The organism is Pseudoalteromonas sp. NEC-BIFX-2020_002, assembly GCF_013002825.1.
GTDB classification, from domain to species: Bacteria; Pseudomonadota; Gammaproteobacteria; order Enterobacterales; family Alteromonadaceae; genus Pseudoalteromonas; species Pseudoalteromonas neustonica.
In genome coordinates, this window is the sequence record NZ_JABEPJ010000002.1 from 295,434 (window position 1) to 320,500 (window position 25,067).

Annotated in this window: 23 protein-coding genes; 10 read left to right on the forward strand and 13 right to left on the reverse strand. The window is 39.8% G+C overall.

Annotation, left to right across the window (positions count from 1 at the left end):
* Positions 1-312 precede the first annotated feature (312 nt).
* A complete protein-coding gene (locus HJP15_RS03570) occupies positions 313-1,926 on the forward strand; it encodes a hypothetical protein (protein ID WP_170173085.1) in 1,614 nt (537 codons plus the stop codon).
* A gap of 162 nt (positions 1,927-2,088) precedes the next feature.
* On the forward strand, positions 2,089-4,239 hold the full coding sequence (locus HJP15_RS03575; RefSeq protein ID WP_170173086.1) for a YjbH domain-containing protein: 2,151 nt from the start codon (positions 2,089-2,091) through the stop codon (positions 4,237-4,239).
* A gap of 79 nt (positions 4,240-4,318) precedes the next feature.
* On the opposite strand, the gene HJP15_RS03580 is transcribed toward HJP15_RS03575, so the two are convergent.
* Both HJP15_RS03580 and pepB read right to left on the reverse strand, forming a co-directional pair.
* Entirely contained in the window at positions 4,319-4,885 is a 567-nt protein-coding gene (locus HJP15_RS03580) for a phosphoribosyltransferase (protein ID WP_054204243.1), read from the reverse strand.
* Positions 4,886-5,220: 335 nt separating this feature from the next.
* On the reverse strand, positions 5,221-6,516 hold the full coding sequence (gene pepB, locus HJP15_RS03585) for an aminopeptidase PepB (protein WP_170173087.1): 1,296 nt from the start codon (positions 6,514-6,516) through the stop codon (positions 5,221-5,223).
* A gap of 90 nt (positions 6,517-6,606) precedes the next feature.
* On the opposite strand from pepB, the gene sfsA reads away from it, so the two are divergent.
* The 8 genes from sfsA to HJP15_RS03625 all read left to right on the forward strand — a co-directional run bounded on the left by sfsA (position 6,607) and on the right by HJP15_RS03625 (position 12,970).
* A complete protein-coding gene (sfsA, locus tag HJP15_RS03590) occupies positions 6,607-7,323 on the forward strand; it encodes a DNA/RNA nuclease SfsA (protein ID WP_054454894.1) in 717 nt (238 codons plus the stop codon).
* A 224-nt stretch (positions 7,324-7,547) separates the two neighbouring features.
* Positions 7,548-7,991 (forward strand): RNA polymerase-binding protein DksA, encoded by a 444-nt coding sequence (gene dksA, locus HJP15_RS03595; protein ID WP_054204246.1) that lies wholly within the window; start codon positions 7,548-7,550, stop codon positions 7,989-7,991.
* Positions 7,992-8,009: 18 nt separating this feature from the next.
* Positions 8,010-8,948 carry a tRNA glutamyl-Q(34) synthetase GluQRS gene (gene gluQRS, locus HJP15_RS03600; protein WP_054204247.1) on the forward strand — a complete coding sequence of 313 codons (939 nt, stop codon included), beginning with the start codon at positions 8,010-8,012 and terminating at the stop codon, positions 8,946-8,948.
* Between the two features lie 244 nt (positions 8,949-9,192).
* Positions 9,193-10,545, forward strand: coding sequence for a polynucleotide adenylyltransferase PcnB (pcnB, locus tag HJP15_RS03605; protein ID WP_054204248.1), 1,353 nt, complete (start codon positions 9,193-9,195; stop codon positions 10,543-10,545).
* 4 nt (positions 10,546-10,549) lie between these two features.
* Positions 10,550-11,035, forward strand: coding sequence for a 2-amino-4-hydroxy-6-hydroxymethyldihydropteridine diphosphokinase (gene folK / locus HJP15_RS03610; RefSeq protein WP_169326506.1), 486 nt, complete (start codon positions 10,550-10,552; stop codon positions 11,033-11,035).
* 31 nt (positions 11,036-11,066) lie between these two features.
* Complete coding sequence (panB, locus tag HJP15_RS03615; RefSeq protein ID WP_054204250.1) at positions 11,067-11,861, forward strand: 3-methyl-2-oxobutanoate hydroxymethyltransferase; 795 nt, start codon at positions 11,067-11,069, stop codon at positions 11,859-11,861.
* Complete coding sequence (gene panC / locus HJP15_RS03620; protein WP_054454896.1) at positions 11,861-12,712, forward strand: pantoate--beta-alanine ligase; 852 nt, start codon at positions 11,861-11,863, stop codon at positions 12,710-12,712. The genes panB and panC overlap by 1 nt, the downstream gene beginning before the upstream one ends.
* A gap of 18 nt (positions 12,713-12,730) precedes the next feature.
* Positions 12,731-12,970: a hypothetical protein gene (locus HJP15_RS03625; protein WP_054204252.1), complete on the forward strand. Its 240-nt coding sequence runs from the start codon at positions 12,731-12,733 to the stop codon at positions 12,968-12,970.
* A gap of 242 nt (positions 12,971-13,212) precedes the next feature.
* Here HJP15_RS03625 and HJP15_RS03630 read toward each other — a convergent pair whose 3' ends face one another.
* The 11 genes from HJP15_RS03630 to cspE all read right to left on the reverse strand — a co-directional run bounded on the left by HJP15_RS03630 (position 13,213) and on the right by cspE (position 24,920).
* Positions 13,213-14,181, reverse strand: a complete 969-nt coding sequence (locus tag HJP15_RS03630) for a PstS family phosphate ABC transporter substrate-binding protein (protein ID WP_054204253.1) — start codon at positions 14,179-14,181, stop codon at positions 13,213-13,215.
* A 91-nt stretch (positions 14,182-14,272) separates the two neighbouring features.
* The gene (phoR, locus tag HJP15_RS03635) at positions 14,273-15,592 is read right to left on the reverse strand and encodes a phosphate regulon sensor histidine kinase PhoR (RefSeq protein WP_170173088.1); all 1,320 of its coding nucleotides are present in this window, start codon (positions 15,590-15,592) and stop codon (positions 14,273-14,275) included.
* A 70-nt stretch (positions 15,593-15,662) separates the two neighbouring features.
* A complete protein-coding gene (gene phoB / locus HJP15_RS03640) occupies positions 15,663-16,352 on the reverse strand; it encodes a phosphate regulon transcriptional regulator PhoB (RefSeq protein ID WP_054204255.1) in 690 nt (229 codons plus the stop codon).
* A gap of 279 nt (positions 16,353-16,631) precedes the next feature.
* A complete protein-coding gene (locus HJP15_RS03645; protein WP_170173089.1) occupies positions 16,632-17,564 on the reverse strand; it encodes a porin in 933 nt (310 codons plus the stop codon).
* 393 nt (positions 17,565-17,957) lie between these two features.
* Complete coding sequence (gene fba / locus HJP15_RS03650) at positions 17,958-19,022, reverse strand: class II fructose-bisphosphate aldolase (protein WP_170173090.1); 1,065 nt, start codon at positions 19,020-19,022, stop codon at positions 17,958-17,960.
* Between the two features lie 213 nt (positions 19,023-19,235).
* Positions 19,236-20,411, reverse strand: coding sequence for a phosphoglycerate kinase (locus HJP15_RS03655; protein ID WP_054204258.1), 1,176 nt, complete (start codon positions 20,409-20,411; stop codon positions 19,236-19,238).
* 55 nt (positions 20,412-20,466) lie between these two features.
* Entirely contained in the window at positions 20,467-21,483 is a 1,017-nt protein-coding gene (gene epd, locus HJP15_RS03660) for an erythrose-4-phosphate dehydrogenase (RefSeq protein WP_054204259.1), read from the reverse strand.
* Positions 21,484-21,642: 159 nt separating this feature from the next.
* Complete coding sequence (locus HJP15_RS03665; RefSeq protein WP_054204260.1) at positions 21,643-21,903, reverse strand: hypothetical protein; 261 nt, start codon at positions 21,901-21,903, stop codon at positions 21,643-21,645.
* Between the two features lie 200 nt (positions 21,904-22,103).
* Positions 22,104-22,727, reverse strand: a complete 624-nt coding sequence (locus HJP15_RS03670; protein ID WP_054204261.1) for a 3'-5' exonuclease — start codon at positions 22,725-22,727, stop codon at positions 22,104-22,106.
* A gap of 33 nt (positions 22,728-22,760) precedes the next feature.
* On the reverse strand, positions 22,761-24,599 hold the full coding sequence (locus tag HJP15_RS03675) for a DUF294 nucleotidyltransferase-like domain-containing protein (protein ID WP_054204377.1): 1,839 nt from the start codon (positions 24,597-24,599) through the stop codon (positions 22,761-22,763).
* A gap of 108 nt (positions 24,600-24,707) precedes the next feature.
* A complete protein-coding gene (cspE, locus tag HJP15_RS03680) occupies positions 24,708-24,920 on the reverse strand; it encodes a transcription antiterminator/RNA stability regulator CspE (RefSeq protein ID WP_054204262.1) in 213 nt (70 codons plus the stop codon).
* Between the last annotated feature and the right edge of the window lie 147 nt (positions 24,921-25,067).

Sequence of the window (25,067 nt, forward strand, 5' to 3'; positions counted from 1 at the left end):
ATGAAATAGATGCTTTTCATTTACAAATGCACAGCTCTGCCTTAGCATGTACACCAATTAAAGGATCGACGCAAAATATCAATTATAAGAAAAAAGATTTACTCGCCTATATAAGCGGTAATGATTTTCTCTTGTGATGAGTAAAAGTATATATAACGTTCACTTGACGTATATATAATGTGCGCTTATCCTTCACTAACTTATTATTGTATTAGAGCTATAGGTCATAATTGACAGATACTTTACTACATGTATAGCACTGCAATTAAGTCTGTTTACTTTACAAAGAGAAAGGAAAGAAAGGTAACTATTATGGGAAATAATACATTTAAACTCACCAAGCTAGCTCTAGCAATTGGCCTTACAGCTACTCTAAGTGGTTGTTTTAGCGATAATGACGATAATGATTACGTTAAACCACCAGAGCCACCGGTACCAACGGTAAAAGCGCCTGTTGCTGATACACCTGCTGCTCTTACATTTTATGTTGCTGGTAACGTTGTTGATTCTGAAACTGGTGAAGTAGTTGCTTCTACTGTAAAGTTTTTAGAAGCAGGCGTAGCTTCAGCTAATGTTGTTGCCCTTAATGGCGACGCAATTACTGAAGTTGCTACAACTGACGGTTCTTTCACTTTCAACCTTGTTGAAGGCGCAGAGTTAACTCAACTAACTGCACTAGTGACAGCTGAAGGTTATGCTTCAAACAGTGTTGTTGTTGATTTAAGCGACAAATCTGAAGTAGTTGATACGATTGTATCTCTAGTTAAATTAGATGAAAATAAAGTAACACTTATCAAAGATAAGAAAGTTGCTGCTGCTGACGGTAAACTTGCTGCTCCTTTAGCTGAAACAGCTGGCGCTGCTACAATTGAAATCAGCACAGACGTAGAACTTCAAGACGCTGAAGGTAATGCTGTAACGGGTACTGAAGTTACACTTAACGTTGTAACTGCTGATATTAACGCTGCTGCAGGTAAAACTGCTGCTGTTGACTTAATCCCTGAAGGCTTAACTAATGCAGACGCAACTAAAGTAGTTGTTCCAGCTGCTTATATGAGCGTTGAAATGCTTGCTGGCGATACTAAGATCAAAAGTTTCTCAGAAAACATTTCTTTGACAGCTAACTTACCAGCTACGTTTAAAACTATTGATGGTTCAATGGTTGAAGCGGGTGACAAATTTGACGTATCTTCATACAATGAAGAAACTGGCGTTTGGGCTAATGAAGAAGAGCAGGCAACTGTAGGCGCTGCAGGTGCATTAACTTTACCTGCTAAATTTGCTACTGACCACTTAACTGGTTTTGCACTAAGCGAAGCTCAAACAGCATGTAGCACTCCTATTTCTTATACCTTCACAGGCGATGCTGTTCCAGCTTCTGGCTTGTATGTACACCTTAATTCTTCAACTGTTTCTAAAAAGAAGCTAGTTAAGAAAGTTCAAGGCAACCTTTATGGTGCAGGTGTTGTAGCTGATAATGCTGTTGCTAACGTATCTGTTAAAGATAAAAATGGTAACGTATGGGGCACTGTAGCTAATGCAAACCTATGTGGCGCAATTACAGTTGCTTTAGATAGCCCTGTTACTATCGTGGCTCAGAACTTAAACGTTACATATACCTGTTCTAACGCTGAAGTTGATAAAGATAAAACATTCCCACTTACTGGTGCGGTAGTTTTATATTCTCAAACTAAGAGAACTATTTCAACAGCTGTTGAAACAGCAGGCTCTTACGCGTTAACAGGCCTTGAAAGTGGTGTTACTTACGATGTTAAAGTAATTCCTACTGGCATCAATGTTGGCTTACAAAGCACTACAGTGACAGCTAACGGTACTGATTCTGCATTCAATATCGTTCGTGATAACTGTACTCTTGAAGACCGTGTAGTTACTGGTACTGGTACTGGTACTACTGGCGGAAGCTAATAGCTAAAGTCTTAAGTAAACTTTTTAAAGCCGCGCATTAGCGCGGCTTTTGTTTATCTGCTCAATTAGTTACTTTTTGTTTAGAGCATTTATTGTTAAAGTACTAGAATAAACTGGTTTTAAGGATTTAAAACCTAATTTTAATCAACTTTGGTTAATCACGTGACTTATAATAAAACAGCCCTCGCAGCATTTTGTGCACTCAGTGCAAGTACTTCAGCTTTTGCTGAACAACCTATCAATCACGGTATTGCATATAACGGTTTTACTGGTATTTTTCATACACCATCCGCGTCCGTTATGGATAAGGGAGTTGTTGATATAGGTTACAGTAACCAACTAGAACTTCGTGGTAAATACACTGATGGCCACAATTTCACTTTTTCTGCAGGGTTATTTGATGGACTTGAGGCCAGTGGTCGTATAACCTCATCAAGCATGCATGATAATTTATTTAGCTCGAGTAGCCGTGGGCAAATTCGCGATTTATCATTTAATGCTAAATACCAAATTCCTTTCATCCCTAAAGACTGGTTTAGCCTTGCAGTAGGTGCTAAAGATTTTGGTGGTGCGGCAAATAATTATGAAGCATTTTATGCTGTTGCCTCTAAACAGTGGTGGGATTTTCGTTTTAGTGCTGGTGTTGGCACCTCTGACGCACTAACAGGTCAGCTTGATGGTGCATTTGCCGGCATTGAATATCAACCTTTCACTTGGTTGTCGGTACTTGCTGAGCATGATGCTGAGGCATTTAATGTAGGTGCACGTGTAACAGTTCCAAAAGAATGGTTATACGATTTAGCGACTGTTTCATTTAACACCCGTTTATATTCAAACACTGAACTGGCCGATGATGATGTTTACTGGGGGGTTAACATTAGCATGCCTCTTAGTGATGAAGCACAAGCGAGCTATACGCCTGTACAACCAGCGCCAGTACAACTAGCTCCAGTAAAAGTACAACCGACAGAAACACTAAGAAACAAAGCGCAGGAGCCACAACCTGCTAGTGTGACGGCTTACTCTGACAATCAACCTAATATTAATAAACAGCCAGCAACAGTCAGCTCAACGACAGAGAGCATTCAAACTGAGTCAGCGACAAATCAGCAATTACACAGTTTAAAAAGCGCACTCGTAAATGATGGGTTTGAAAATATTCGGGTTGGTCTTTCTAGCGCGCAACTTCTCATTGTCGAATTTGAAAACTCTGTGTTTAACCGCAATGAAATTGACGCACTAGGTTTAGTACTAGGACGTATTACAGAGCATTTTAATCACAGTGATAATGAATTTGTAGTGCGTTTATCAAAACAAGATATCCCTCAACTACAAATAAAAGGCCGATTAGATAATTATCGCCGTTTTGTAAACGATAACATCACACCAGATTTATTGATTAGTAATGAGTTTACTGATCAAGATTTACCTACAGTAAAATGGGCTGGCAATGCGCCAAGCACAAGCCCTTATTTTGTCCCAAGGCTTTCATTTACACCATCATTGGCAACAACGTATGCAACTGAGCTAGGCGTATATGATTACTCATTAGCATTGCAAGCAGATTTGCATATGCCACTTTGGTATGGGGCAGGTATAAACGTGACAGGTCAGGTAAACGTCCATGACACTGACCATTTTGAAAAGGGTAAAATCTTTCAAAACTCTCGCCAAGAAACTGGCATAAAACGCGCCATCGTGTATCAGACTTTCGCGCTACCATTTAATATTTATAATCAAACTCAATTTGGTCTTTACCAAGATTACTTTGATTACATGGGTATTACCAATGAAACAGTATGGCAAAGCCCTGAAGGCCGCCATAAGTTAAAAGCTAAACTAGGCTACTTTGAGTATAAAGATTACAACACAGATAAACGTGATTACTCAGTGTATTCATACCGTTATTTTTGGGCAGAAAAAGATGTGTCATTCCATGTTTCAGGCGGGCAATTTTGGAACGAAGATAGTGGCTTTAAACTAGAGACTAAATTCTGGTTTGGTGATGCCAATGTTGCACTTACATACAGTAATACAACGATAGAAAAAGTGGGTATCGGGTTTAGTATCCCATTAACATCGCGTAAAGATATGGATGCTGGTAACTGGCAAGTAAAAGGTACCAATAGCTGGAACCATAGCGTTCAAACCCGAATTGGCGAATCACATAACCAACTTGACTTTGGTAGTGCGACGACGCTTCGCTCAAGCATTGATATAGATAAAAACTTCTTGAATCAAGATCGCTTATCGAGCAGCTATGTTTATGCTCATCTAGCAAGATTAAAAGAAGCTTTTGAAACGTTTAAATAACTTATAAATAATCTGAGTTCTAGAACAAAAAGGCCTTTTAAAAGGCCTTTTTTAATTCCACGTAAAATAGTTAACGCGATTATTTTTCTAGTAGAATATCGTGGATTTTCACCAAATCCGTTTTCCCTGCAATAATTTCATCCGGTGTTAAACCTGATAGTTCATGCGGGAATACCAACCACTCTTCTGATTCGTGAATGTAGTAATCTGGTTTCATATCTACTTTTGAGTTTTTTGGCTTGTAATACGGACAGGCAATACGAATATCTTTCGGCAAGTTTAAGCGCATTAGCTCTGATAGCTTTTCTTTAAGAGCAAAAATACTGCGTCCAGAATCAAATACATCATCAACAATTAGCAATGAATCACCCGCATTGGCGTTTTCAATGATGTAGTGTAAACCATGCACTTTGATTTCTTTCGATTGTTTATTAATACCGTAATATGACGAAGTACGTACCGCAATATGATCTGTCTCTATGCCTTTATAATCGTAATATTCTTGCACTGCGATACCAATAGGTGCACCACCACGCCAAATACCGATAATAAAATCAGGACGAAAGCCATCCTGGTAAACTTGCGCTGCTACGCGAAATGAATCTTCAAGTAATTGTTGCGCTGTGATGTAGCACTTATCTGACATAATTAGAATTCCCAGTGTGAGTAGATCATTTAAGTGTAGCCGCTCTTAAAAAGATAATGGCGTACTTAAACTGCTAGTAGCGGTGAATTTTATCGTAAATAACGTGAAAAAGCTTGTTTCACTTTCGACATTAACGTTTTTACTCTAAAACAGGCTGCCCGCTATCAACAGAATGAAACACAGCTACTTGATCAACTGCTTTTGTACTAGGGTAATAAGTGAAGTGTTTCTGAAGGTTTTTGTAACGCTTTATAAAAATGGCATTCAACTTTCGCTGAATGCCATTTATTAATTAACGGGACTGAATGCGGTTGATTCAATCAACTATCTATAATTTACGCTTTTTCTAATAACGTACGTGCAACTGTTCGCATACCAACAGTTGTAGCGCCCGCAGCCCATTGACTCGTGCTGCCCATATTAAATGCTGCAGCTAAATCAATATGCACCCAGCCTTTACCATCATTTGGCACAAAACGTGATAAGAAACCAGCCGCGTTTGATGCACCACCATAACCGCCACCTTTTTGTGCTCGACTATTTGCAGTATCAGCATAAGGTGATGGGCAGTTTTGTTGATGCCACTTTTCAAGTGGTAATGGCCAGCCTGCTTCCATTTCTTGATCTGCAAAGCCTTCTACTTCACGTACAAACTCTTTATCTAGACCAAACAGCGCATTGTACTCTTGGCCTACCGCAACCAAGGCTGCGCCTGTTAGCGTGGCAGCATCGATGATCAATGGTGCACCTGTTTCACCTGCGGCCATTAAACCGTCAGCTAACACTAAGCGACCTTCAGCATCAGTATTAACAATTTCCACTGTTGTGCCATTTTTATACGTAAGAATATCGCCAAGTTTATAAGCATGACCAGAGATCATGTTCTCAGCGCAACATAAAAACAACTTAATGCGCTTTTCAATACCACGACTAATTGCCAATGCTAAACCAGCTGTTACCGTTGCTGCACCGCCCATATCGCATTTCATGCCTAGCATGCCTTCGCTCGACTTAATAGAATAACCACCTGAGTCGAATGTAATACCTTTACCAACTAACGCTGCGTCAACAGGTGCGTTTTCATCGCCTGTTGGATTGTAATCTAGTGCTAATAAAACCGGAGGACGCTCACTTCCACGACCAACAGCATGAATACCAATCCACTGCTGCTCAAGCAATGCATCACCTTTAATAATTTGATAGCTAACATGCTCTGGTGCTAGTGACTGAATAAATTCAGCCGCTTTTCCAGCTAAGCTTTCTGGGAAGATGTCATCAGCAGTGCCGTTGATCATTTCACGTGCCCATGTTGCTGAGCGTTTTAGCGACTCTAACTCTTTACTGTCGGTCTTTGTTGTTTGTGCAAACTCAACTCCGTGTAATGTTTTAGGTGACACAAACCCTTGGTAAAACGCCCATTGCGTCTCAGTACACCAAGTATCGCCAGCTAAAACAACATTTTTAATGCCTTGATTAGCAATGCTACGCGCCGCTTTTTGAACATTTTTTAATGTGTCTTGCTCTGTTAAGTGAACGCTTGCACCTTGCTCATTAAAAGATAATGTAGCGGTTTCGCCCCAATGCACTGCAGCACCCTGCTCGCTTAATTGAACAACAAATTTTTCAGTCATGTTAGAATACTCTTGCGCTTATAATAGTGACTTTGAGTTTACTATAGCCACAACAACTTCCCAACTGCTTGAGACTAAATAACCAAAATAATGAAATATTCAACGCCACTGCAACACGCCACATTAATTAAACGCTATAAACGCTTTTTAGCTGATTTACGCCTTCACGATAGTACAGAGTTTACAGCTCACTGTGCAAATACAGGTAAAATGACAGGCTGTGCTGAACCTGGTTTTACAGCCTTCTATTCTACCAGTAGTAACCTTAAGCGAAAATATCCACATTCTTTAGAGCTGACTAAAAATCAATTCGACCATTTTATATGCGTCAACACCGCTATAGCGAATAAAGTAGTTGAAGAAGCGCTGCAAGCCCAACTCATTGGTGAATTGTGCAACTACACAAACATACAAGCGGAAGTTAAATATGGGCAAGAAAATAGCCGCATTGATTTTTTGCTGCGCAATGAACAATTGCCACCGTGCTATGTAGAAGTCAAGTCGGTCACATTGCTAAGTCAATCTGAACCTAATAGCGGCCAGGGCTATTTCCCTGATGCACAAACGCTGCGTGGGCAAAAACACTTACGCGAGTTAATTGAAATGGTCGAGCAAGGCCATCGCGCTGTATTACTCTTTGCTGTTTTACACCAAGGTATAGAGCAAGTAAGCGCTGCTGCGCATGTTGATGAAACATATGCGCAGCTATTAACTGAAGCAATGAGTAAAGGAGTTGAAGTACTTGCTTATAAAGCGAGCATTTCGCCTAATGAGATCCACATTACACATAAAATCCCTTTTATTTAAAACAAGCCTTGTAATTTGCACTTTTGCCCATATTAATAGGCAAGTTAAAAATCACGTTTGAAGTTAAAAAGTAGCCTACACTCTCTTTGTACCCTTTTTAATCAACCGATATGATTTACGTACAGCCAATTAATTTAAAAATAAATTTGCCTAGGCCATAGGATTCTGTTATTTATAGCCGCCGGCTAAAGCTGGGTATTATATTAAGGATTTAGGAGAAAGTTATGCCAGACCAAAAAAAATTAGGGTTGTTGGCTCAGGCCGGATTAGAACCATACCAGGAAAAGCCGGGCGAAGAGTATATGAATGACGCACAACGCGCTCATTTTAAAACTATTTTGGAAGCATGGCGCAACGATTTACGTAACGAAGTAGACCGTACTAAATCGCACATGCAAGATGAAGCAGCTAACTTTCCTGATCCAGTTGATCGCGCAGCACAAGAAGAAGAGTTCTCATTAGAGCTTCGTACTCGTGACCGTGAACGTAAACTGATCAAAAAAATTGAAAAAACAATAATTCTTATCAAAGAAGATGATTTTGGATATTGTGATTCATGCGGGATTGAAATTGGTATTCGCCGTTTAGAAGCACGTCCTACTGCTGATTTATGCGTAGACTGTAAAACGCTTGCAGAAATCAAAGAAAAACAATCTGGACGTGGTTAATTACCTGTAATTAAATCAATGTCTACCACAGCCGTTACTGCGCCAATGCGCAATTATCGCGGTCGTTTTGCACCGTCACCTTCTGGGCCACTTCATTTTGGCTCACTTGTGGCGGCTGTGGGCAGTTACCTTGACGCTAAAAGTAACCAAGGTGCTTGGTTAGTGCGTATTGAAGATATCGACACGACTCGCGTTATAGAGGGTGCAGATACAGATATTCTCACCACACTGGAGGCCTATGGCTTACAGTGGGATGAAGACGTTGCCTATCAAACAAAGCGCCATCACTTATACGCTCACACCATTGAATATTTAAATAGCCAACAAGGCGTTTATGCATGCCACTGCTCACGTAAAGAAATTAAAGCCTTAGGTGGTATTTATCAAGGCCATTGCCAAAGTTTACAGCACTCACAACAAAATAGCGCATTACGATTAATACAACGCCACGCCACCTGCCACTATAATGATTTGATTCAAGGTGACATTAACGTTGATCACGCCCTCGCGCATGAAGACTATTTAATAAAGCGCAGTGATGGCTTATATGCTTATCAATTAGTTGTGGTTGTAGACGATATTGAGCAAGGGATCACCAACGTGGTGCGTGGCGCAGATTTACTTGAGCCCACAGCACGCCAATTAAGCCTGTTTAAGCAACTCGATAAACCCGCTCCTCGTTATGCACATTTACCTTTAGCTGTCGCCAAACCAGGCTTTAAATTATCAAAGCAAAACTATGCGCCAGCAATTGATAAAAAAAATCCAAAACCGGCGCTATTAAATGCATTCGAGTTTTTAGGTTTAGCGCCTAGCACTGAGCTACTCTCACTAAATATCGATGAAATGATGACTTGGGCAATCAACAATTACACCCTGCAAAACATTCCAAAAGTCCAGCAGATTCAAATTTCGCAACAGTTACAGAGTAAAGCGCCCCAGTTTACTCATTTATAGCGATAAAAATCACTTTTAAGCGTTAATTTTAAAACCTTCAACTTAATTTTTGAGCTGTACTGGTATATTATAGCCATCCTTAAGCCCAATGCGTTTTATCGCCAAGTATGCACATTACTCGTGCAGTTAATAACTAAATACAGCTATACTTGATCTGATTTTTGATGGTTATCCCCATCAAACAACCGAATTCTGTAGGAGACAGACTATTATTTCCAAGCTTTTTCAATTTTGTCGGCAAATTATGGGCCCATCAGCCACAGTAAACACCGAACAGCCCCAAGTCTCTGCGCAGCCTTTAATTATTGGACGCAATGAGCATGGCATTTCCCGCAAACAATTTAGCCCAAATGCAATCAAGGTATTATATCGTTTAAAAGACGGTGGCTTTGACGCTTACCTCGTTGGTGGTTGTATTCGTGATATTTTGTTAGGGCAACAACCTAAAGACTTCGACGTAGTCACTAACGCGACCCCAGAACAAGTGAAAAAGCTATTTCGCAACTGCCGCTTAATTGGTCGTCGCTTTCGTTTAGCACACATTGTTTTTGGCCGTGAAATTATTGAAGTCGCCACTATGCGTGGTCACCACGAAGCGCCTGTTGATAAAAATCAAACCAGTCAATCCAGTGGCGAAGGTCAGTTACTACGTGATAACGTTTTTGGAAACATTGAAGAAGATGCTGAGCGTCGCGATTTTTCAATCAACGCTTTATATTACTCTATTAATGATTTTTCAATTCACGACTATGCCAATGGCCTTGCGGCTATTAAAGCAAAACAAATAGAGCTTATTGGTGATCCGCAAACTCGTTATCGAGAAGATCCTGTGCGTATGTTACGTGCAGTACGTTTTGCCACAAAACTTGATATGAGTATTGCACCAGACACCGAAAAACCATTAACCGAATTAGCCAGCTTACTGGATAACATCCCATCTGCGCGTTTATACGAAGAAACATTAAAGCTATTTTTGAACGGCAAAGCCGAAGCAAACTTTTTAATGCTACGTAAATATGGGTTATTCAATGCATTATTCCCTGCCTTAGATGGTATTTTAGAACAAAATCCAGATGGCTTTGAACATGCATTTATTAAGCAAATGTTCCGTAATACTGATGAACGTATCAACGCAGAGAAAAAAGTGACACCTGCTTTTGTATTTGCTGCTTTGCTGTGGTTCCCACTTTTAAAAATTACCAAACAATTACAGCAGCAAGAACAATTATCAGAGTACGATGCTTTTCAACAAGGCATGAATAAAGTCTTAAGCGAAAGCGCACAACATGTTGCCGTACCTAAACGCTTTACTTTAGGCGCCAGAGATATTTGGCATATTCAGCATCGTTTGGACAAACGCGCTGGCCAACGAGCATATCGTCTAACTCAACAGCCTCGCTTTAAAGCTGCGTACGACTTTTTATTATTACGTGTTGAAGCCGGTGAGCAAGAACATACTGAGCTTGTGCAATGGTGGACGGAGTATTTAGCTAAAGATATTAACGGCCAAAAAGAACTAGTCAAAGCACTTGGTAGCCAAGGCGCGCCTAAAGGCCGTCGTCGTACTCGCCGTCGTAGCCCAAAACCTGCTGAGTAACTAAATGGAAATTGTTTATCTCGGTTTAGGGGCTAATTTAAATGCCCCTCGCAGCCAGCTTGATAACGCAGTAGCAGCACTTAAAGTGTTGCCACAGAGTAACTTTATCAACGTGTCGCATTATTACGCCAGTAAACCTATGGGCCCACAAGATCAACCTGACTATGTTAATGCTGTTGCGACAATTAAAACGTCGCTGATGCCAAAGCAGTTACTTGATTTAACCCAACAAATAGAGCTTGAGCACGGGCGTGTACGTAAAGCACAGCGTTGGGGCGCTCGCACCTTAGATATTGATATTTTATTATTTGGTGATCAACACATAAACTCTGAACGTTTAACCATACCTCATTATGGTTTAACCGAGCGCGAGTTTGTGGTTTACCCACTATTAGAAGTTGCCCCTGATCTTATTTTGCCAGATGGTACTAAACTAAAAAGTATTACTGCTACTTTGGCATTAAACGAATTACAACAATTACCTCTGTAATTAATTACAGGCCGTCGCCAACGAGGATACTATGTCTAAAATAACCGTTTCTACTCTCAATAAAATGAAAGCAGAGCAACAAAAAATCACCGCATTAACAGCCTATGACGCCAGCTTTGCTAAGTTATTTCACGATAACGGCGTTGACGTTATTCTAGTAGGTGATTCATTAGGGATGGTTTTGCAAGGCGGTGACGATACGCTAGGTGTTACTAACCAGGATATTGCTTATCATACTCGCAGTGTACGCGCTGGTAGCCGAGATTTATTTGTTATTGCTGATATGCCATTTATGACCTACTCAAACCCTGAACAGAGCTGTAAAAATGCAGCTGAGTTAATGCGTGCTGGTGCAAATATGGTAAAGCTAGAAGGCGGTGAGTGGTTATACGACTCAATTGTTGCTCTTACTCAACAAGGTATTCCTGTGTGTGGGCATTTAGGTTTAACACCACAATCAGTCCATGTTTTTGGTGGCTTTAAAATTCAAGGCCGTAGCGATGAACAAGCACAAAAAATGATTCATGATGCTAAAGCGCTTGAAGCAGCTGGTGCGCAAATGGTTGTACTTGAGTGCATCCCTTCTGAACTTGCAAAATTGATTACTGACGCACTATCTATCCCGACGATTGGTATTGGTGCAGGTAAATTAACTGACGGTCAAATTTTAGTTATGCATGACTTAGTAGGCATATCAGCGGGTTACATTCCAAAATTTTCTAAAAACTTTTTACTCGAAACTGGCAATATGCCAGATGCCGTTAAAAAGTATTGTGCCGATGTTAAAAACGGTGCATTTCCAAGTACAGAACACGAGTTTAAATAATGCAGGCAATCACTGAAATAAAATCACTACGTAGTCAAATTAAAGCATGGCGACAGGCCGGGTTAAGCGTTGCATTAGTGCCAACGATGGGCAATTTGCACCAAGGTCATTTTTCACTCGTTGAAAAAGCCAAAAATATGGCCGATAAAGTGGTCGTGAGCATTTTTGTTAATCCTATGCAGTTTGGTGTAAATGAAGATTTAGATAATTACCCTCGCACACTTACAGCAGATAAACAGGGACTTGCAGAGCTTGGAACCGACATCGTATTTACACCGAGTGTTGAGGCAATTTATCCAAACGGCTTAGGCGCACAAAGCTTTGTTGATGTACCTGACATATCTATGGGTTATTGCGGGGGTTCTCGCCCGGGTCACTTTCGCGGTGTGGCAACGGTTGTCACTAAGCTATTTAACTTAGTGCAGCCTGACTTTGCCTGTTTTGGTGAAAAAGACTTCCAACAATTGCAAGTTATTAAGACCATGACTCGTGATTTATCAATTCCTGTTGAAGTAATTGGTGTCGCAACAAGTCGTGAAGTATCAGGGCTTGCCATGAGCTCGCGTAACGGTTATTTGTCTGCTGAACAAAAAGAAACTGCGACCATATTATTTAAAACACTTAACTGGTGTGCAGAACAGCTTACCAATGGTGAACGTGATTTTATTAGCGTTTGTGAGCAAGCAAAGCAACAATTGCAAGATGGCGGACTAAAACCAGATTACTTTGAAATAGCACAGCGAGACACCTTAATAAAAGCTACACTTAACGATAATAATCTAGTGATTTTAACTGCGGCTTATTTAGGTAGCGTTAGGTTAATCGATAACCTGCAAGTTGATATTACATAACAATAATTAGGGATAAGAATGAATTCATTAATAAAGTTATCAAGCGTTGCTGTGTTCGTTACTCTTTTTTCTGGTTGCCAAAACCAAATTGAGAATCCCGAAATGCAACAATGTGCCCAGCAAAACTATCAATGCGAAGTCAATTGTGAGCAACAAAGTACAGGCGAAGGCTTAGTTCATAAAGTCTGCAGCACAAAATGCATTGAAGCGTATAACCAATGCAAGACAAACGCAGAAGCGTTAGGAAATGTTAGATAACCAATTATACCAATCGACTTAAATATTTAACCATTCTAGCGGGCTAAATAAAGCGCTAACAGCGTTAGTAATTTTTCAAGTAGTAACAACTACATGTCAAAATTTCTGACTTGTTATCACTGTATTTACCTGTCGCTATAAGTAGTCTGTAACTTAACACGATTGGTATTATCTATTTTTCAATATAAAAAACCGCGCAATGTACATTACGCGGTTTTTTATTAACTTTTATGTTTTAGGGCTTAAAGAAGACCTAGCTTTTTAAGCTCGCTCATCGCCATTTTTCCAGAAAGTGGCACATAACCATCTTTCTCTACAATTTTTTGACCATCTTGTGATAACACCATTTTTAAGAACTCAGCTTCAATAGGAGCAAGTGGCTTATTCGGATGCTTGTTCACATAAACATATAAGAAACGAGACAGCGGATACTTACCTGTTGCTACATTCTCAAGTGTTGCATCAACAAAGTTATCGCCTTTCTTCGCCAGTGGTACAGTACGTACACCAGATGTTTTATAACCGATACCTGAGTAACCAATTGCATTTACTGATGACGAAATTGACTGTACAACAGATGCAGAACCTGGTTGCTCATTTACATTGTTGCGGAAATCGCCTTTACACAATGCTTTCTTTTTAAAGTAACCGTAAGTACCCGATACTGAATTACGTCCGTAAAGTTGGATATCTTTAGCAGCCCAATCACCAACAAGACCCACGTCACTCCAACGATTTACTTGTGAACTTGCGCCACATTTACGTGTTGAAGAGAAGATTGCATCTACTTGATCAATACGTAAACCTTCAATTGGATTATCTTTATGAACAAAGACTGCCAATGCGTCGATAGCAACGCGTACTTCTGTTGGTTTATAACCGTAGCGTTTTTCAAACGCTTCGATTTCTTTTGACTTCATTTTTCGGCTCATTGGGCCAAAGTTTGCAGTCCCTTCAGTCAAGGCTGGTGGCGCAGTTGAAGAACCCGCAGCTTGAATCTGAATGTTTACATTTGGGTAGATACGTTTGTATTCTTCTGCCCAAAAAGTCATCATGTTGGCAAGTGTATCAGAGCCCACAGATGAAAAGTTACCTGAAATACCACTGGTTTTTTGATACTCAGGAATACTTGAATCTACAGCCATAGCTTGTGCAGATACAAAAGTTGTTACAGCCACACCCATTGCGGCAACTAAATTTTTAAATTTCATAGGGGTTACTCCGATTTGTTCGTCCCATTTTCTAACTGTGCTCTACTGTAAAGACATCACATGACAGTTAGATTACTCTAAAATGACAATTTTATGACTCATCTAAATTGGCTAATAAAACCGTTTTATCCTTATTAAAGGAAAATGAAAAGCACGAGCCCTCGCCTAATTTACTCTTAATTTTCAATTGGCTATCATGACGTGTTAATACATGTTTAGTGATCGCTAAACCTAAACCAGATCCTCCGGTAGTGCGGCTACGTGCTTTATCAACCCGGTAAAAACGCTCGGTTAAACGGTTAATATGCTCTGGGGCAATACCATCACCGTTATCAATTACAGAAAAATGGGCTTGGTTTTCTGTGTACTGCCAACTAACTGTAACTTTCCCGCCAGCTTTAGTGTAATGAATAGCATTAAATACCAAATTTGAGAACGCGCTGCGAAGCTCTTCTTCTGAACCTTTAATATCAAGGTTAGTGTCTATATCAAAAATTAATTCATGCCCTTTATCTTGATTAAGTGACTGTGCCTCTGTTTGGATATAAGTGAGTAACTGTGGCACATTAATTGGCTTATCGTTATCTTGGCGTCTGGCGCCTTCAATTCGTGATAAAGACAATAGCTGATTGACTAAACTATCCATGCGCTTACATTGTTCAAGCATGGTATTTTGTGCTTTACACCACATTGCCGGCGGCGGCATCATATCGCCATCAAACATTTCTAAATAACCAGATACAACGGTTAAAGGCGTTCTCAGTTCGTGGGATACATTCGCGACAAAATCTTTGCGCATTTGCTCAAGTTGCTTCAAGCGAGTAACGTCACGCACAACAACCATTAACTGCGAGCTGGCGTAAGGCATCACCCTAAATTCTAAGACTTGCTCAACACTGTGACCACTTTCTAATTCCAACGCTTCATCAAACGACTCAGCATGCATATATTTTACAAACTTAGGATCGCGAACAAGGTTATCTAATCGCTGACCATGATCTGTCGGCCACTGTAAACCAAGTACTTTAAGTGCTAATTGATTACACCACACAATGCTTAGGTCACGTTGTAATACGATTACAGCATCGGGGACTGCTTCTGCACCATCACGAAAACGACGAATTAAATCAGCCAACTCATTTCGTTTTTTACGATTACGATGTTGAAGATGGTAAATCCCTTCAAATACTTGCTCCCATGCACCTTCCCCCTCTGGCGGATTAAAACTTCGTTGATTCAATAGCCAATCACTCAGTCGATATAATTGATGATAATGCCAAATCAGTAATGAAAAAGAGCCTAAAAATAAAAGCAAAAATGGCGCACCAATAAGCACGCCAATTAATAATAAAGGTAGAAAATAGATAAACAGACGTTTAGCTAACGCCTGTTTATTGACAACTCGATACATACACTCACTTTACCTTAGAGTAAGTAAATTTAAGCCAATGTTAACATTCGCTAGGTCATCTGTGTGACACTTACAATTTACTAGAAAAACGATAACCTGCACCACGTACAGTTTGTACTAAACGATCATGTCCAAGCGGTGCGATAGCTTTGCGCAGGCGACGAATATGCACGTCTACCGTTCTATCTTCAACATAGACATTAGTCCCCCATACATTATCTAATAATTGCTCTCGGCTATAGACACGCTCTGGATGAGTCATAAAAAAATGTAGTAAACGGAACTCGGTTGGTCCCATGTCAAGTTCACTACCTTCTGAGGTTACACGATGCGAGATAGGGTCTAGACGTAAACCATGCACTTCTATGGCCTCTTCTAATGAGGTAGGCGATACACGACGAATAACCGCTTTAATACGTGCCATTAACTCTTTTGGCGAAAATGGTTTGGTAACATAATCATCTGCCCCCACTTCAAGACCGCGTACTTTGTCTTCTTCTTCACCGCGCGCTGTGAGCATAATGATCGGGATTTGGCGGGTATATTCGCTTTGTTTGAATTTTTTAGCAATTTGAATTCCACTTCCGCCTGGTAACATCCAATCCAGTAATACCATATCTGGATAAGGTTCAACCATAGCTGCAATAGCCGAATCATAATCTTCTGCTTCAATTGCTTGAAAACCATTTTGTTCTAATACAAAAACCAACATCTCTCTGATGGGTGCTTCGTCATCGACGACAAGTACTTTACGTGACATTCCAATTTATCTCTTTCGTTATCGAACTAGTTTTCATTATTATGACTAAGTATGACATTTTTATGAAAGTGTAACGTGTAAATCGAAATGGGGGCAAAAAAAATACTATTTACCCTATATTAGGTCCAAATTAATTGGATATTCTTATATTTCCTAAAAAATTATAAAGCCCGTAACTATATTCTTATTTTTATTATATGGACCGACTACTGTAAAATCGCTTTTTAGTCGGCCATAATTGGTCTAATTTTATTGTTAAATCACAGCAAAACTATAAATTTAAAAATCATACCTTAATGTTAGCGCTAAGTGATCTTGGTTATTTTTGCCATCTAACGAAAACTGCGTATACCACATATACATACGTATTTTCTTAGACACACTACGTTCGATCCCAACGGAAGCACCAGTACCCGAATCTTTTAATTTTCCAAATATACCGTCATTATCTTGATACTGAGCTAATAATTTATATTTATCTATTTTATAAGAGGCACTGACTAGGTAACCTTCTGCACTAATATCTGTATCAATATTTTTAGCCTCTTGATACATAGCACCAAGCACTAATGGGCCTACTTTTCCCTGCACTGTTGCTCTGCTAATGTCATACCCTGCGACTTTACTGTCATGCGCGACACTTACATAATATGTTGTTTTCTTGAGCTTACTGTCGCCATAAACAGCAGCCATTGATATCCCAGTCTCATCATTTTGCTTTTCGTTTTTATCTGCAACATAGGTAACAATCAACTGCAATTCACCTAACTTCGGTGAACTATAATGCATCACATCACCTAGGCGGTTATCGCCATTAAAGAATGACTTTAGATCACCGCTAAAATCATTCATTACATCTAATTTACCCTGTGATACTTTTAGTGCAGTATCATGACGACCTATTACAACTTGTCCAAAGTTACCTTTAAGCCCCACATATTGATTTCGAGACGTTAGGGTATCCGCGTTATTATCAATATTTACAGCAAACTCAAATTTATAAACGGCCTCTAAACTTTTGCCTATTTGTGTATAGCCTTTTACACCAAGTCGGGATGAATAATTTTCTATAGAGGTTTCATTACCTTGCCCTATATCGCTATTTAATAAACCTAAATGAGCTCGACCATAGATTTTAATTGGCTCTGCCAATATGCATGATGAAAATATCACCGTAATAATACAAAAAAGTCGTAAAAAGCACAGAGCCATAATTGGATCCCTTTAAATTCACTTATGTAAAAGTCGTCTATAAATGCTTATTGGTCAAATGAATGGATCATTTACACCCAACTAGATCTGTAATAAATAGGTTGGGATCATTATTTTACCTACACATTACGATCTGAGATCGTATTTTTACCAATGACATTTCATAAGTTGTTGATAATTAGTACTACACATCTTCAATTAGATTGTTTTATAAGCGAAAACGCCCATTATTCTTTAACTCCTTAGTAAAGATCTGATCCCAAACAACTAAAGTTAGTAAATGAATGATCCCTACTTTATTAGTTAGTAAAAAATCGATTCCCAATGATCAGCCACAAAAAAGCCAGTGAGGCTTCCCTCACTGGCTAATGTAATTTTAACTTAATAATTACATTACTTTATTTGTGGATCTAACTCACCCGCTAAATACTTAAGGTGCATTTCATCAAGTGAAATTGGTTTGATCTTATCAGCTTGCCCTGCAGTGCCAAACGACTCATAACGTGCAATACAAATATCTGTCATTGCTTTGGTCGCTTCAGCTAAATATTTGCGAGGATCAAAATTGGCTGGATTAAGTGCAAGGTGGCGACGAATCGCACCTGTTGATGCTAAACGTAAATCGGTATCAATATTCACTTTACGAACACCAAACTTAATACCTTCAATGATTTGCTCAACTGGCACACCATATGTTTCAGGGATTTCGCCACCGTACTGGTTGATGATCTCAAGCCATTCTTGTGGAACAGACGACGAACCATGCATAACCAAGTGAGTATTAGGGATACGTGCGTGGATCGCTTTAATACGATCAATCGCTAAAATATCATCCGTTGGTGGGCGAGTGAATTTGTATGCACCATGCGATGTACCGCAAGCAATTGCAAGTGCATCGACGTGCGTTTTACTTACAAAATCAGCAGCTTCTTCAGGATCTGTTAGCATTTGCTCTGTGGTCAGTTTACCTTCAGCGCCAACACCGTCTTCTTCGCCCGCTTCACCTGTTTCAAGTGAACCTAATACACCTAGCTCGCCTTCAACTGACACACCACATGAATGCGCTAGTTCAACTGTTTTACGTGTTACATCAACATTGTACTCATATGATGATGGTGTTTTGCCATCACTCATTAATGAGCCATCCATCATTACTGATGAAAAACCTAATTGAATTGAACGTTGGCAAACGCCTGGTGAAGTACCGTGATCTTGGTGCATGACGACTGGGATATGTGGCCACTCTTCAATGGCAGCTAAAATCATATGACGAATAAAAGGTGCCCCAGCATAGGCACGTGCGCCTGCTGAACCTTGAACAATTACAGGGCTGTTTGTTTTATCAGCCGCCATCATAATTGCGCGGATTTGCTCTTGGTTATTAACGTTAAAAGCAGGCACGCCGTAACCGTGTTCAGCTGCATGGTCAAGAAGTTGTCGCATACTGATTAAAGCCATTGGGTATTCTCCAAATTGTCGATAGCAGTGCATACACTACTACCTAGTTCGAACGGGATAGTTTAATTTGATGCAATCAATACATCACGATAAGCAAGGCTTAGCCAAAATTACCGTTATACAAATCAGCTATTAAATTAGGGTGAGAGGTATTTAATATCTGATCATCGCCAGCGTACAAACCTAAGTTAATACACTGGCCCGTGACTAATTTTACTTAGCACGCTCTTCTAGCATAGCAACTGCTGGTAATTTTTTCCCTTCTAAAAACTCAAGGAAAGCACCGCCACCGGTTGAAATATACGAAATCTTATCGCCAATACCATATTTATCAATCGCCGCTAACGTATCACCGCCACCAGCAATAGAAAATGCATTTGAGTTAGCAATCGCTTGAGCAATTGCACGTGTACCGTTACCAAATTGATCAAATTCAAATACACCAACTGGGCCATTCCACACCACGGTACCTGCATTAGCAATAATTTTTGCAAGTTTATTAGCCGTATCAGGGCCAATATCAAAAATCATATCGGTGTCAGTTACTTCGCTAACATCTTTTAATGTTGCAACCGCAGACTCTGAAAATTCATTACCAACAACGACATCAGTAGGTACCGGTATTTCACCATTATTACTTTTTGCTGCTGCACTTAATTTATTCGCTTCGTCAATTAAGTCAGCTTCATATAATGATTTACCAACTGGATAACCTGCTGCTGCAATAAAAGTATTAGCAATACCACCACCAGTAACCAATTGGTCAACAATGGTGGACAGTGAATCAAGTACCGTTAATTTAGTTGATACTTTAGATCCACCAACAATTGCTACAAGTGGACGAGCTGGATTATCAAGCGCTTTGCCTAATGCATCTAATTCAGCCGCTAATAATGGACCTGCACAGGCCACATCTGCGAATAAACCAACGCCATGGGTAGACGCTTGAGCACGGTGAGCCGTACCAAATGCATCCATAACATATACATCACATAACGCCGCTAACTTTTTAGAAAGTACTTCGTCGTTTTTGCCTTCGCCTTTATTAAAGCGTACATTTTCAAAAACGATGACTTCGTTATCAGCAATTTCAACACCGTTTAAATAATCTTTTTCAAGACGCACGTTTTGCTCTAGTGCTTCATTAAGATAATCAACAACTGGTGCTAATGAAAACGCTTCATCATGTTCCCCTTCCGTAGGGCGGCCTAGGTGTGACATAACCATCACTTTAGCGCCTTTTTCAAGGGCTAATTTAATGCTCGGTAGTGCTGCACGAATACGCGCATCTGAGGTCACTTTACCTGCTTTTACTGGTACATTTAAATCTTCACGAATTAACACACGTTTGCCGTGTAAATCTAAATCCGCCATATTTATGACCGACATGGACTTCTCCTTAGTTAACGATACTGGCTGAAAAAATACGATTTATAATTATAAATTAGTTACTTATTGCCATCATTGTACGCGCAGTGTCGAGCATACGATTGGCAAACCCCCACTCATTGTCACACCAGACTAATAATTTTATCAGGCGTTTATGACTAACGCGTGTCTGTGTGCCATCTATAATACAAGAATGCGGATCATGATTAAAATCCACCGATACCAATGGCTCTTCGGTATAACTTAAAATCCCCTCGAGTCGATCCTTTGCCGCTGCTTTTAATGCTTTATTTACAGCTTGTAAGTCGACATCTGCGTTGACCGTTACACTTAAATCCATCGCCGTTACATTAATTGTAGGAACGCGCACTGCAATGGCTTCAAAGCGGCCATGAAATTTAGGTAATATGCGTTCAATACCACGGGCAAGTTTAGTATCAACTGGAATAATTGACTGGCTCGCAGCGCGAGTACGGCGTAAATCGTGATGGTACGCATCAATCACTTGTTGGTCGTTCATCGATGCATGAATAGTCGTGATAGCGCCTGACTCTATACCAAACGCATCATCAAGTACCTTAATAACGGGTACAATACAATTTGTGGTACATGAACCATTTGAGACAATTGTATGCTCAGCTTTAAGTTCATCATCATTAATGCCATAAACAATAGTTGCATCAACGTCTGCGTCTGCAGGCTGTGAAAATAATACTTTTTTTGCACCTGCATTTAAGTGCAATTGCGCATGCTCTCGAGAGTGATAAACCCCAGTACATTCAAGTACAACGTCAACATCAAGTAATTGCCAAGGTAATTCACTTGGGTTTTGCTCAGCAAATAACGATATGGTATCGCCAGCAACCGTCAGCGAATCTTCCCCTAAAATAACAGGAAACGTAAAACGCCCGTGCGATGTATCATATTTAAGAAGATGAGCAATCCCGTGGGGATCTGCGAGCTCATTGATTGCAACAATTTTGATCTCATCGCTAAGCCCTAATTCATAAAGGGCACGGACAATATTTCGTCCAATCCGACCAAAACCATTTATTGCAAGTTTGATTGCCATTAGATAGAAAATCCACTCTAGTTGCGTGCAGATAAAGGCAACCTGCCTTTTTGATGGCGGTATTGTAATCGACCTAGACTTTGAATATAAGAGGCTAACAGCAGAAATTTAAAATTAACCTGCTATGGCTAGCCCGATTTTCTAGGAAAGCTAAATTATTTAACGCTTAAATAGCTTGCGTACCAAACTACCTGTTAATAAAGAAACAAACATAATCACAATACAATAAATCACTAACATACCTGATGACGTTGCCAACTCTATTACTTGCTCATTTTCACCCATACATAAGTTGGTTTTATGATCAATCGCGCCACCGCTGTCTAAACAACGATCCACCAACAAAAAACCGTGTAACCACCAAACGGCAAATAAACTGACTAACACACCAACTAAAGAGGGCACTAAATTATTTTTCATAGGATAAACCTAACAACAGATTGAATTACAGCGCGCTACAATAGCAAACTTAAAACCGAATAACCGCACTAACAAAGCCTGATTTTTACACTTTTAAATTAGTACTTAAAGCCTTGTTTGAACACATATTTACCAGCTATTCATCTAATGTAAACATACCTAATCCAGTAAACTGTATGCTTGCTGACTAAGGGATTAATTTATAACAATTCTCTTAATTTTAATACCTGCCCACGACTAATCTGATGACACTGCGCTAACAATAATTCGGCGGTTGCCATAGCGTCAGTCAATGCATGATGACAGGTGTAATGGGGTAACTCATAACGCTCCCTACAGGCACTTAAGGTTAATTCATCCAAAGCAATATCGTGACCTTGTTGATGTAAGCGTTTTTTTTCGATCTGAAAAGTGTCTAAAATTAACTTTGGCTGCACCGTTATACCCAACTCAGCATATGCGAGCTTTAAAAACCCCCAATCGAGCGTGGAATTATGAAACACTAAAATAGCATCTTCAAAATGTGCACTTAACTGAGTCAAAATCATTTTTAAGCTCAGTCCTTTAGCGATATCTTGCTGTGCAATACCGTGATAAACAGGACTTTGATCTAATTGCTTTACACCTTTATTAATATGATGCTCTGCTTGACTTAGCTTAATACATTGCTGCTCGAGCATTACCCACGCAACCGAGACGATTTCATGTTGTTTAGGATCAAGCCCCGTTAACTCTAAATCAATTACAATAAAACGTTGCTCAAGTGCAGCCTGTGCAAGCAACTGTTTACGTTTCAAATAGCGATTTAACCAACGTTTAACCACTTAGCTTTTGATCCTACTTATTATAAATTGCATTTATAAACTTCCTCGCGCAAATTTAAATGCCGCCGCTTGCTGCGCCTGCTTCACCAAGTAAAACGCCTCTTTGAGTTGGTGACGCTCCAACGAATTTAGCTTATCTGGGTTAATACAATTACTCGGCAAACCCTCTTCATTAATTTGTGTGCGTAAGCGAAGTTGCGTTAAAAATCGCCAGCAATCTTTAAGGTTATACACATCGTGATTACTCAATAATGTATGTTTAAGTAACGCATCTAGACGCTCTTGGGTATTTGCACGGCGAATACCCGCTTTTAATGAATATAAACGCACTATGTCATTAATAATCACCACGCCGCGTTTTTTCAAATCAATGTACTTATGTTGTTTAGCGTCTTTTTCGAGTTTAAATTGATTAAACAAACCGATTGGTACTGAATTAGATTTGATATCCGTCGCCATCGCGGCATAAAACAATTCATTGCGTGATATGCGCGTAAGCTGCTCGCAAAACGAGGCATAAAGCGCCGTTGAGCCTTCAATAAAGCGTAAATCAAAAAATATTTTACAGTTAAGCATCGCCTCAGGTGTTGGGGTTTTAATCCACTTGAAAAAACGCTCACACCAATTAGAAATACTCATACGGCATAATTCATTGCTAGCCATAATATTTCCTGGGCAACGTTTAATACCGCACTCCACTAATTGCTCGCACACAAACTCCCCCATACGGCGAAAGTAATCTTGATGCTGGGCACTTAAATCATTGGGTAATAATAAGCCGTTGTCTTGATCTGAATGCAACGTTTGCTCTTCGCGTGCTTGGGAGCCAAAACAAATAAAACTAAAACTGGTTGGTGCTGCACCATTGTCTTCTTGAAATAAGTGAATTAAACGAGAAGTGAGTGCGTCAGTTAAACCACTTAGTAATTTGCCAATCAATGAGATGTCGTCAATGTTATTAGAAAATCCACGCAGCAACTCTGGTACTTCAGCGGCGTAGCGCTTTAGATCTGCCACACTGTGCGCTTTATAAATGCGGCCAATCAGTTGTACTGGATCACTTTTTTGCTGACGTAATAAATCGGTGCTGGTGATCATCCCCAATGCTTTATGATGTTCATCAAGTACTGGTAAATGGTGAATATTATGTTTAAGCATTAAATGCAGTGCCGAAAACACCCGATTATTCTCAAAAATAAACTTCGGTTTGGCGCTCATAATTGAGCTAACGGCATCTTTTGGATCAACCTCATCAGCTAGCACACGATTACGCAAATCACGATCCGTTACCACGCCAACTAAGCGTTCAAACTCAGTGATCATGATTGATGACACACCATGTTTTTTCATTTTTTTAGCTGTTTGGCGAATGCTCGCATCAGGCGCTAAAGTAACCGCCTTGCGCGACATTAGTTCAGAAATTTTACGCTCAGACCAACTCTCATTTTGACTTTTATAATGCGATGACAACAAACGGTTCGCATGTGCGCGCACAAAATACTGCTCAAAGGGTTTATATTCGCGGCGTAGGTAATCAAAGGCGTCTTGGTTGAGCATATAAACAATGCCCTCTTTTTGCACTGCCAAGCGATTTTTAATCTCCTCCCCTGTTAATAGTGAAGGAAAACCAAAATAATCGCCTTGTGCTAAGCGAGTGATCACATCTCCTTTAGCATCAACTAAATCATATAAGCCCGAACGAATTAAAAATAACTTAGGGGACGCTGACTGTAACCATTGCGATTGGTTTTCACGGGTCAGGTAAATCACATCAAGGTGCTTTACAAAATATTCTGTTACCGATGCATCTAGATGATTAAAGGGTGTTTGCGCCATTACAAATTGGGCGACTTCCTGTTGCTCATGATTCATAGCCGTACTCGCAAAAAACAATCGTATAACTACTGTACTGCTATCAGAAGTAAATAAAAAGCCCGACTTAAGTCGGGCTTTTTCATCTAACAAATAAAGGCATTAAGATTATATTGCACAAACGTTAGATGCCTGCGGGCCTTTTTGACCTTGCTCAACTTCGTAAGACACTTTTTGGCCTTCAGCTAAGGTTTTGAAACCTTCAGATGCAATAGCACGAAAATGAACAAACACATCAGCGCCGCCATTATCCTGAGTAATAAAACCAAAACCTTTCTCTTCATTAAACCACTTTACTACCCCAGTTGTTGAGCTAGACATGCTGTATTCCTTTATATTTGATTAATAAAATTGACGCTGTATATCGTTTTTTACCCAATATCCTGAGTATTAATTAACGAATGCGGTACTGAAAATAATAAATTTAATATTTATCTGACTTTACGTCCCGGTAACAGTACCAACAGT

What these genes read in the sequence shown, in the direction of transcription:
- folK (WP_169326506.1), top strand. Translation starts at nt 10,550, where the DNA reads ATGGAAATTGTTTATCTCGGTTTAGGGGCTAATTTAAATGCCCCTCGC.
- fba (WP_170173090.1), bottom strand. Translation starts at nt 19,022, where the DNA reads ATGGCTTTAATCAGTATGCGACAACTTCTTGACCATGCAGCTGAACAC.
- phoR (WP_170173088.1), bottom strand. Translation starts at nt 15,592, where the DNA reads ATGTATCGAGTTGTCAATAAACAGGCGTTAGCTAAACGTCTGTTTATC.
- epd (WP_054204259.1), bottom strand. Translation starts at nt 21,483, where the DNA reads ATGGCAATCAAACTTGCAATAAATGGTTTTGGTCGGATTGGACGAAAT.
- phoB (WP_054204255.1), bottom strand. Translation starts at nt 16,352, where the DNA reads ATGTCACGTAAAGTACTTGTCGTCGATGACGAAGCACCCATCAGAGAG.
- HJP15_RS03645 (WP_170173089.1), bottom strand. Translation starts at nt 17,564, where the DNA reads ATGGCTCTGTGCTTTTTACGACTTTTTTGTATTATTACGGTGATATTT.
- dksA (WP_054204246.1), top strand. Translation starts at nt 7,548, where the DNA reads ATGCCAGACCAAAAAAAATTAGGGTTGTTGGCTCAGGCCGGATTAGAA.
- panB (WP_054204250.1), top strand. Translation starts at nt 11,067, where the DNA reads ATGTCTAAAATAACCGTTTCTACTCTCAATAAAATGAAAGCAGAGCAA.
- HJP15_RS03630 (WP_054204253.1), bottom strand. Translation starts at nt 14,181, where the DNA reads ATGAAATTTAAAAATTTAGTTGCCGCAATGGGTGTGGCTGTAACAACT.
- panC (WP_054454896.1), top strand. Translation starts at nt 11,861, where the DNA reads ATGCAGGCAATCACTGAAATAAAATCACTACGTAGTCAAATTAAAGCA.
- pcnB (WP_054204248.1), top strand. Translation starts at nt 9,193, where the DNA reads ATGGGCCCATCAGCCACAGTAAACACCGAACAGCCCCAAGTCTCTGCG.
- HJP15_RS03675 (WP_054204377.1), bottom strand. Translation starts at nt 24,599, where the DNA reads ATGAATCATGAGCAACAGGAAGTCGCCCAATTTGTAATGGCGCAAACA.
- sfsA (WP_054454894.1), top strand. Translation starts at nt 6,607, where the DNA reads ATGAAATATTCAACGCCACTGCAACACGCCACATTAATTAAACGCTAT.
- HJP15_RS03580 (WP_054204243.1), bottom strand. Translation starts at nt 4,885, where the DNA reads ATGTCAGATAAGTGCTACATCACAGCGCAACAATTACTTGAAGATTCA.
- pepB (WP_170173087.1), bottom strand. Translation starts at nt 6,516, where the DNA reads ATGACTGAAAAATTTGTTGTTCAATTAAGCGAGCAGGGTGCTGCAGTG.
- cspE (WP_054204262.1), bottom strand. Translation starts at nt 24,920, where the DNA reads ATGTCTAGCTCAACAACTGGGGTAGTAAAGTGGTTTAATGAAGAGAAA.
- HJP15_RS03655 (WP_054204258.1), bottom strand. Translation starts at nt 20,411, where the DNA reads ATGTCGGTCATAAATATGGCGGATTTAGATTTACACGGCAAACGTGTG.
- gluQRS (WP_054204247.1), top strand. Translation starts at nt 8,010, where the DNA reads ATGTCTACCACAGCCGTTACTGCGCCAATGCGCAATTATCGCGGTCGT.
- HJP15_RS03665 (WP_054204260.1), bottom strand. Translation starts at nt 21,903, where the DNA reads ATGAAAAATAATTTAGTGCCCTCTTTAGTTGGTGTGTTAGTCAGTTTA.
- HJP15_RS03625 (WP_054204252.1), top strand. Translation starts at nt 12,731, where the DNA reads ATGAATTCATTAATAAAGTTATCAAGCGTTGCTGTGTTCGTTACTCTT.
- HJP15_RS03570 (WP_170173085.1), top strand. Translation starts at nt 313, where the DNA reads ATGGGAAATAATACATTTAAACTCACCAAGCTAGCTCTAGCAATTGGC.